The 9,104-nt window shown below is 41.4% G+C and carries 11 protein-coding genes; 1 reads left to right on the top strand and 10 read right to left on the bottom strand.

Features of this window, described 5'->3' with window-relative positions:
- Positions 1–125: 125 nt before the first annotated feature.
- From ABLA33_RS09610 to nagB, 10 genes are all read right to left on the bottom strand, one after another.
- Positions 126–608 carry a hypothetical protein gene (locus tag ABLA33_RS09610; protein WP_347720136.1) on the bottom strand — a complete coding sequence of 161 codons (483 nt, stop codon included), beginning with the start codon at positions 606–608 and terminating at the stop codon, positions 126–128.
- 23 nt (positions 609–631) lie between these two features.
- Positions 632–1,258 carry a hypothetical protein gene (locus ABLA33_RS09605; protein WP_347720135.1) on the bottom strand — a complete coding sequence of 209 codons (627 nt, stop codon included), beginning with the start codon at positions 1,256–1,258 and terminating at the stop codon, positions 632–634.
- The gene (locus tag ABLA33_RS09600; protein WP_347720134.1) at positions 1,255–1,422 is read right to left on the bottom strand and encodes a hypothetical protein; all 168 of its coding nucleotides are present in this window, start codon (positions 1,420–1,422) and stop codon (positions 1,255–1,257) included. Before ABLA33_RS09600 ends, ABLA33_RS09605 begins: the two co-directional genes overlap by 4 nt.
- 1 nt (position 1,423) lies before the next feature.
- A complete protein-coding gene (locus tag ABLA33_RS09595) occupies positions 1,424–1,645 on the bottom strand; it encodes a DUF6140 family protein (protein ID WP_347720133.1) in 222 nt (73 codons plus the stop codon).
- Positions 1,646–2,044: 399 nt separating this feature from the next.
- Positions 2,045–3,046 (bottom strand): translation elongation factor Ts, encoded by a 1,002-nt coding sequence (tsf, locus tag ABLA33_RS09590; RefSeq protein ID WP_347720132.1) that lies wholly within the window; start codon positions 3,044–3,046, stop codon positions 2,045–2,047.
- Positions 3,047–3,144: 98 nt separating this feature from the next.
- The gene (gene rpsB, locus ABLA33_RS09585; protein WP_311491337.1) at positions 3,145–3,960 is read right to left on the bottom strand and encodes a 30S ribosomal protein S2; all 816 of its coding nucleotides are present in this window, start codon (positions 3,958–3,960) and stop codon (positions 3,145–3,147) included.
- A gap of 148 nt (positions 3,961–4,108) precedes the next feature.
- Positions 4,109–4,495, bottom strand: coding sequence for a 30S ribosomal protein S9 (gene rpsI, locus ABLA33_RS09580; RefSeq protein ID WP_009348205.1), 387 nt, complete (start codon positions 4,493–4,495; stop codon positions 4,109–4,111).
- A gap of 8 nt (positions 4,496–4,503) precedes the next feature.
- On the bottom strand, positions 4,504–4,965 hold the full coding sequence (gene rplM / locus ABLA33_RS09575) for a 50S ribosomal protein L13 (RefSeq protein WP_347720131.1): 462 nt from the start codon (positions 4,963–4,965) through the stop codon (positions 4,504–4,506).
- A 385-nt stretch (positions 4,966–5,350) separates the two neighbouring features.
- Complete coding sequence (locus tag ABLA33_RS09570) at positions 5,351–6,625, bottom strand: anaerobic sulfatase-maturation protein (protein ID WP_347720130.1); 1,275 nt, start codon at positions 6,623–6,625, stop codon at positions 5,351–5,353.
- A 93-nt stretch (positions 6,626–6,718) separates the two neighbouring features.
- The gene (nagB, locus tag ABLA33_RS09565) at positions 6,719–7,513 is read right to left on the bottom strand and encodes a glucosamine-6-phosphate deaminase (RefSeq protein WP_311490282.1); all 795 of its coding nucleotides are present in this window, start codon (positions 7,511–7,513) and stop codon (positions 6,719–6,721) included.
- A gap of 484 nt (positions 7,514–7,997) precedes the next feature.
- Here nagB and ABLA33_RS09560 point away from each other — a divergent pair, with 484 nt between their 5' ends.
- Positions 7,998–9,056: a leucine-rich repeat domain-containing protein gene (locus ABLA33_RS09560; RefSeq protein ID WP_347720129.1), complete on the top strand. Its 1,059-nt coding sequence runs from the start codon at positions 7,998–8,000 to the stop codon at positions 9,054–9,056.
- Positions 9,057–9,104 lie beyond the last annotated feature (48 nt).

Genomic DNA, 9,104 nt, shown 5'->3' with positions numbered 1-9,104 from the left:
TAGAAGGCTTGTTAACAGTTGTAGCTAATGAGAACTATTAGCTGTCAGCCTATTAGCTATCACACTTGCTTTTCTCTTTGTCCATCCTTTTCCAAATTCTTTTATAAAGCTCACACTTGTCAGGCTTATCTGGCGGCTTTAAAGATATGATTCAGTTGGCTGATAGCCTTATTGTCAAACTCAATGCCCCCACCCATACGCAGTAAGCCCATCACTTCATTGTTGATAACGAGTTGATGACCTACGTAGGCTGTACCGAAGCAGGCATCGTGATTTCCGATAGCAATGGTCTGCACTTGATCTAAAGGAAGTATGCCTTTTGAACTGAAAGCAATCAAACCACTGAGGAAGGAATCCTTTGTACACTTATAATAGAGTGTCTTGTCGGTAATCATCAGCCCCGTCCAACCATATCCGCCAAATGAACCCACGATAGAGTCATTGACAATGAGTAGCGGTTGTTCTCCTTGGCAGTTAATGCCATAGCGGTTGAAATGTTTCTCAATGAGTTCTGCAGTAATGTTGTCACCAGTAAAAATATTCTTACTTACTGGAAGTGCATGGTACTCATAATCTTTAATTGCTTTGATGATGTTTTCTTTTGTCATAATCTTTGTATGTTTAGAAGTTTTTATTCTGAATATGAGTCGGCATTATCGTACGACGTTTCGAAGTCTTGGTTCATTTCCTCTTCTAACTGTCGAGTAGCAGAAGCACCGCCATCGGGGTCTTCTCCGTCAGTAGGATAGACGTCATAGCTATCTGATATTTTGTCTTGAAAAATCATATTCTTAAAACCAGTCATATCATTAGGCTCTATCGAGAAAATCCGCCACCCATCTTCCTGCAGGATTAGCATTGCAGTGGAGATTCCCTTTTTATTCTTAAGTACAACCATTGCTACATCTTGATAGTTGGTTAGTGTAGCAGTTTTTACGGACTCGAAGCCCATATCCATCTTGTCATATCCACTACCACCTTTCACCATATTGACAAGTGTTGCCATTGAGTTTAATTGTTTTGCTAACTTTCCAGTACAGAACTTTGATGTAGCTTCAGAAAGTCCTTCATTTTTTAATGTTTCGTAATATTTCTCAACAGTAGCTGCAGCCTCACCCTCAGGCGTAGCATAGAATGCTTCAATACTATCTTGTCGCATTTCTTCGGGAGTTTTAGGCGTGCAACTGGTAGTTGTGAGTAGGGTAGTGCTACAGAGTAATGTAATACTAATCGTTAAGATAAATGTTGTTTTATTCATAATTTATTAACCCAATTCGGGATAAGCAGTTCTTCTTTTTCCTCAAAAAAAATAAGGCTTGCATTCTCTTGTTTAGCGCGTAGGTCTATGGCTTCTAATTCAGAAACAATACTCTTTAATCCTAAATATTCAGCGATGTTGCGTAATGATTCTATATTTTCCATTTTAGTTTAATTTTTCTACATTCAAATAAACCATATTTAAGGCACCTGCTTTCTTGATATCTATGCCATAGATGCGCATGAAAGCATCGGCAACGGCTTGACCACCATTGGTGAGAAGGGGATTGTTCATACTTTGAGTCACGACTTCAACAGTCATGCCTGGTTCGATGCGAACTCCGTTGGAGTTTTTCATCATCTTGGTTGTGATTCTAAATCTTGCCATTGTTATTGTTTGTTTTGTTATTGATGCAAATTTAACTGGGCGACATTTAGGGCATAATAAAGAGGTACGGCTTTTAGTTCCTTTTTGTTTGAAATGCTTACATCGTGTAGATGTTTACGAAATGCGAGCAGGAATCTTGAGGGGGAGAAACGGTATATTTATGAAAGCTGTACTTTCTTTGTGCCTATTTATTCTTATAGTAGATCGAGGCCGAAAGGATGAGTGTTCGATTTAAGAAACTCATGAAAGGGAATTTCTTAAACCGAATTGAAGTTGATAAATCTTTGCGTAAAACCTTGTTATTCCACGATGCTTTTCCTTTTTGTGCGCAAATATTTTACATAAAAAGTGCAGGCAACTTCTAAGTTGCCTGCACTTTTTATGTAGTGTAGTGATAAATTATTCTGCGCTCAGAGTAAAGCGGCGGAAAGCTACAACTGTAAGATTCTTATCGCCACGTTGCAGATATTCCTGAACCGTAACAGTCTTATCATCAACGGGTAAGCAGTAGTCTTGGTTAAGGAGACAGCTCTGCTTATAGAACTTGTTCATACGACCGTTAGCGATATTTTGAATCATTGCTTCGGGAAGGTTTGCAGCTTTTTCTTCAGCTGTTTTCTTCTTGATGCGACGGATATCTTTAGCTTGCTCTTCAGTAATTTCCTTCTTAGCAATACCTTCTGCAATGTGTTCCTCGTTCTCAGCAATGTAGAGGTTGTAACCGGCTTTTTTCAATGCAGCTTGAACAGCCTTTTCAACTAGTTCATCACGAGTTTTCTCAAGAGCAACTTTAAGTTCTTCATCACGAACATCAGCGGGGATATCCTGCTCGCTCAAAGAGAGAGGATTAGCAGCTGCAATGTGTAGTGCCAAACCATGGCCAATTTCCTCGTTGCTCTGATTGAGCTGAACAAGTGTGCAAAGACCGTTCTTATTCTGGTGATTGTAAGAATAGATATTTTCACCTTCGAGGAAGAAGTAACCATCAAGCTCAGTCTTTTCACCCGTTACACCAGCACGAGAAGTGATTGCGTCAGCAACAGTTTGGCCGTCAGCCAATGTAAGTGCATTAACTTCTTCTATGTTCTTAGCTTTAGCGGCGATAGCAGCATCGAGGATACTCTGAGTAAGGTCAATAGTGTCCTGGTTGTTAGCAACGAAGTCTGTTTCGCACTTAACAGCAATCATAGCTGCAAAGCCGTCAGCAACTTTAACGAGTACGCAACCATTCGCGGTTTCACGGTCAGAACGCTTAGCTGCAACAGCTTTACCTTTAGCGCGGATGATTTCTACAGAGGCGTTGATATCTCCGTTAGTTTCTTCGAGGGCTTTTTTGCAATCGCTCAAACCAGCGTTCGTCAACTTGCGGAGTTTCTTGATCAGTTCTATATTAACTGCCATAATTATATTGGTTTGTTTAAGGGAGATTATGAATAAAAGAGAGTTTAGGGTAAGGACATAATAGCGCTCACCCTAAACTCTATATTTGTAGTAAGAGTTTACTCTGCAGAAGCTTCAGTTTCAGCTGCTGCGGGAGCTTCTTCTTCCTTACGAGCACGAGCTGCGCGCTTGCGGGGAGCCTTTTCACCTTCCTGCTTTTCTGCAGCATCTTGATCTGCTTTTTCTGCCTTACGCTCTTCAAGACCTTCAGCAACAGCACCGCAAACAGCATCGAGGATAACAGAGATGCTGTCCTTTGCGTCGTCGTTAGCAGGGATTACATAGTCTACAGAGTTGGGATCAGAGTTAGTATCGACGATACCGAAAACAGGGATACCAAGACGTTGAGCTTCTTTGACTGCAATGTGTTCTTTCATCACATCGACAACAAAGAGGGCTGCCGGCAGACGAGTGAGGTCAACGATAGAACCGAGGTTCTTCTCGAGCTTTGCGCGCTGGCGGCTAATCTGAAGGATTTCGCGCTTTGAGAGGTTAGAGAAAGTACCATCGGCAGTAAGTTTGTCGATGTTGGCCATTTTCTTCACTGCCTTGCGGATTGTTGGGAAGTTGGTAAGCATACCGCCTGGCCAACGTTCAGCAACATAAGGCATGTTAACGCTAGCTGCCTTCTCGGCGATAACGTCTTTAGCTTGCTTCTTAGTAGCTACAAACAAAATCTTCTTACCGCTCTTAGCAATATTCTTGAGAGCTTCTGCAGCTTCATCAATTTTAGCTACAGTTTTGTGAAGATCGATAATATGAATACCGTTGCGCTCCATAAAAATGTAAGGAGCCATTGCGGGATTCCATTTGCGCTTGAGGTGACCGAAGTGACAGCCTGCCTCAAGAAGTGTTTCAAAATTTGTTCTTGACATGATGTGTTGTTTACTTTCTTTGTTAGTTGAGAGTGGTGGTCGAAAGACCACAACCCATGGATTTGTTCAACCAGCCATCGGGTAGACTTTTCTAAAGAAGTGTCCCGAAGGTTTAGATACTAAACGCCAATTCAGCAGACAATGCCGATTAACGTTTGCTGAACTGGAAGCGACGACGTGCTTTTGGCTGACCTGGCTTCTTACGTTCAACCTGACGAGGATCGCGAGTAACGAAACCTGCCTTGCGAAGAGCTGATTTGTCTTCAGGGTTGAGTTTGTAAAGTGCGCGAGCAATAGCAAGACGGAGTGCCTGGCTCTGACCAGTGAAACCGCCACCATCGATATTTGCCTTAATGTCATACTTCTCGAGAACTTCTAACAGCTGTAGAGGCTGCTTTACAACGAACTGCAGGATAGAGCTGGGGAAGTATTCCGTCAAATCGCGTTTGTTAATTGTGATTTTGCCAGTACCTTCAGTCAGGAAGACACGGGCTACAGCGCTCTTACGGCGACCTAATGCGTTAATTGTTTCCATTTACTGCTTTATTTATACTGGTTAATATCAATTTGCTTGGGGTTTTGAGCGTCGTGCTTGTGTTCGCTACCTGCATATACATACAGATTGTCAAGCACCTTAGCACCTAAGCGGTTCTTGGGGAGCATACCCTTTACAACGCGACGGAGAAGTTTGTCAGCACCGTTTGGCTTTGCAAGGATAGAAGCAGGGGTGTTTTCACGCTGGCCACCAGGATAACCTGTGTAGCTATAGTAAATACGATCCGTCATCTTCTTACCTGTTAAGCGAACCTTGTCAGCATTGATGATAATAACATTGTCACCACAATCTACGTTCGGAGTGAAGTTTGGTTTGTACTTACCGCGAAGCAGTTTGGCAACTTTTGAACCGAGACGGCCTAAAACTTGGTCCGTTGCATCAACAACGATCCATTCTTTCTGTGCGGTCTCTTTGTTGGCAGAAATGGTCTTGTAACTTAAAGTGTCCATTTTTTGTTTGTTTGTAACTACTAATAATTAAAATCAGCGCCCGATGGTTCTATAGCTTGGTTAGCTGGCCAAAGCTGCGCAAGCGTAACCCTCTGACATACAGTGCTAAGACACTGCTTGATAATAATCGGCCCGCAAAAGTACAAATTTCTTATAATACAGCAAAGGTTTTGGCTTCTTTATTTAATTTTATTACTTCCAGTTAATATTGTTTATATGGCTATATATCATTTCTTTCTCGGATATTATCTTTCATCTGCGGTATCTTTCTACTAATGAAAACAGATAGTTTGTTGTCACGTTCTCACAATGGAGTTAGAAGTTTTGATAAAGTGTGCATAGAGGGTAACTCTGTATTTTTTAAAAAGTAAATAATCGGAGTTAATTATTTTAATCTGTACTGTGGCATTCCTTCTGCTATCCACTTCATTACCTTTGCCGGAGCTTCATCTTGCTGAAGTTGGTATTTCATATAATCCATATAAGGAGCAATATGTTCAAAGAATTTACGATAGCCGCTGCAAAGATAATTGAGTCCTGCGTTTCCATATTTGTCTTTCGTAAAGCGAAGGCGCGGACATTCTCCATGGCAGGCAAAGAGCCATTCACATTCTTTGCACTCCTGTGGTAGAGAGTCCTTTTTATCTGCTCCAAAAGCTTTTTGTTCTGGCGAATTGGTTATTTCGACAAGAGCTTGCTCGTTTATGTTTCCTATTTTGTATTCGGGAAAGACAAAATGATCGCAGGCGTAAACGTCACCATTAAATTCCATTGCAGTTGCATGTCCACAGGTTTCTGCCAGTGTACATATTCCCGGAGGTACTCCCATCCAGTTGGCCAAAGTAGCATCGAAGAGTTGTATATAGTATTCTCCTACATCATGTCGTACCCACTCATCAAAGATTTTGCAAAGAAAGTCTCCCCACTGTTCGGGTGTGATACTAAAATCCCATACTTCTGAACTTTCTTCTGTGGGAGAGGAGAGTTCGCGCCCATCTGAGTGTTGGAGTTTTCGCTCGACAATTGGAGTGAATTGTATGTAATGACAATGAATTTCTTTGAAAAAATGATAGAAGTCTAATGGGTAATCACCATTGAAATCGTTTACTACAGCGAGCGCGTTCCATTCTACATTATATTTGTTGAGTAGTTGTATTCCGCGTATCACCTGCTGCCACGTTGGTTTGCCCGATCGTGAATGCCGATACTCATCATGAAATTCTTGTGGTCCATCAATGCTTACGCCGACAAGAAAATTGTTGTTGCGGAAAAAGCGTGCCCACTCGTCAGTGATGAGGGTGGCGTTGGTTTGAATACAATTATCAATGTTTCTCCCATGTCCATATTTTCGTTGCAGTTCCAGCGCATGCTCGTAGAACTTGATTGGGCGCATGAGTGTTTCTCCGCCGTGCCAAGTGAACAGAACATTGGGAGTGGGTTGCATATCTATATACTGCTTAGTGAAGCGTTCGAGCAGATCTTCGTCCATGATTTGGTTTGCCACTTTGGGATAGAGTCTTTTTTTCTCAGTGTAGTAGCAATATTTACAAGCAAGATTACAGATAGAACCTGTTGGCTTTAACATCACGTATTGCGGTTGGATACTGATGGATTGCGGTTCGTTGCCTGAAATATTAAAGGGATCAGCAGTGTGCTTCATTGCGCAGAGTAGCTTGAGGAGGGGTGAATAAAAGCGGACTACAAGACCTTAGTCTTGTAATCCGTTGCTAGGGTTGAAAATGTAGAGAGAGAATTAGATGAGATAATCCTTTTCAACGTCTTTGAAGAAGCGGTAAGTACCATGTTTAATTTCTTCACAGGCAGCTTCGTCACATACCACGATACCGTGGGGGTGGAGTTGGAGAGAGGAAATGGTCCACATCTGAGTAACGGCACCTTCCACAGCTGCTTGCAGTGCACGAGATTTGTTGTGGCCATTGCAAAGAATTAGAACTTCTTTCGCACTCATGACTGTGCCGACACCAACAGTAAGAGCTAGTGAAGGTACATCTTCAGGCTTACCGCCAAAGAAGCGAGCATTGGCAATTCTAGTGTCTGTTGTGAGCGTTTTGATACGCGTACGGCTTGAAAGGCTAGAACCAGGTTCGTTGAAAGCGATATGTCCGTCAGGACCAATACCTCCGATGAACAAATCAATACCGCCTGCATCCTTGATCATCTGCTCGTAACGAGCGCATTCTGCTTGCAAATTTTCTGCATTACCATTCAATATGTGAATATTCTCTTTCGGGCAGTCAATATGATCAAAGAGATTCTTCTTCATAAAGGTGTGATAGCTCTCAGGATGATCTTCTGGGAGGTTAACATATTCGTCCATATTGAAAGTCAGGACATTTTTGAAACTGATACGACCTTCCTTGTGAGCTTTAATAATTGCCTGATACATACCGATGGGGGAAGAACCAGTAGGAAGACCTAAAACAAATTTACGATCGTCAGTTGGATTGAATGCATTGATTTTGTTGACTACATATTCAGCTGCCCAGAGGGATAGCTTTTCGTAGTCTGGCTCGATAATTACTCGCATGATATTTTTATTTGAATGTTAGATTTTGTAGTTTAGAAGAATACCTCTTATTATAGGATTAGTGCAAAATTAAAGATTGTTTTTTGGAAAAAGTGGTAAAAGTGTTTTTTTTTGATGTGCAGATGGCAGAATATGCCTAAAATGTTTACGATAATAGAAAAAGAATAAATCGGGAGCTTCATTCTCTCTTGCATTATAAAATTAATGTGATGATGTTGATGGAGAGGCTAATGAATTAGTCGTTACTGATCGACTAAAGCTAGAGATGCTTGATTTTCATTTTGTAGATGTGATTATATTTAGTATGTATAGTTGCGTAATATGTAAACTTCTCTTGTTATTGTCTTTTTATATGTTGCTATATTGGAATCTGCAGTTAGCAAAGAAAATATGAAGCTGGAAATTTCTCTAATAAGATATTTGGCTATCTTTGTCACCCAATTTAATAAATAACTATATATCAGACAATAATTCTAGCTTAATTATGAACCAAAAGAAACTTCTTGTGTGTGCAGTACTTTCCATGGGTAACTTTCTTTGTACGCACGCTCAAGATCAAGTGGTGAAGTTGACCACGAGCAAAGGCTCTGGAGCAGCACTAACCTTGGTCGTCAATCGTTCTGCCCGAAACGTGAGGGTGGACTGGGGCGATGGAATGCCCGTTACCTATGAAGTGGCAAACACACCGTTACAAACTTTGACAGGAACAGTAAAAGGTCAAACTATTACGCTGACAAGTGCCGGTAAATTGACCACACTTATTTGTGAGGGACAAGAATTGACAGCGCTCGACGTAACTGGAGCAAACTCTCTTCAATCACTCTATTGTCAGAACAATCGCTTGACGACGCTTGATGTTACACGTTTAAGTAAACTGACGGATATAGATGTTAGCGGAAATCAGATTTCAGCTCTGACACTGAGTGAGGCTAAGAATCCATTATTGGAGAATGTTAACCTTGCTAATAATGGAATGCAGCGTTTGAACAATGGTGGCAATTTTATTATTCGTACTGCTTCTTTGCAGCATATCAATGTGAGCGGCAATAACTTTACGGGTATTTATGTAACTTCTAATGTGAATTTAGATGCCTTACAGTGTGCTGGCAATAAATTTACTCGCCTTGATCTAAGTCGTGTTGGGTCATTGACGACTCTTGTTGCTAACGATAATAAATTGTCTAGCGTCACTATGGCTTCTTCTACTGGACTTCCAGAACTCCGACAACTCATCCTTGATAACAATGAGCTGGCAACATTGGATGTTCGCCAGAGTAGCCATCTTTATGATTTGTCGGTGTCCAACAATAATATGTCAAATCTGGTCATTCCTTCTATTAAATTAGGTTCGATGAATTGCGGAGGCAATGCGCTTTCGTTCCGCTCTCTCCCTGTATCACGCTTCCAACCTGCTACGGGATATTTTGCTTATACTCCACAGGCAGACTTGGACATTACCAGCAGATTGAAAAAAGCAGATAATGGAGCATATTATGTTGAGCAAAATGTGGACGGCTATAGCGCGCAGAATAATACTAAATAACGTGAGTTCGACGAATTCAGAACAATGCAAGCTGTGTGTCAATGGTCC

The organism is uncultured Alloprevotella sp. (assembly GCF_963536905.1).
Taxonomy (GTDB): Bacteria; Bacteroidota; Bacteroidia; order Bacteroidales; family Bacteroidaceae; genus Alloprevotella.
Note: the sequence above shows the minus strand (reverse complement) of the source record. Positions and strands in the feature narration are given on the sequence as shown.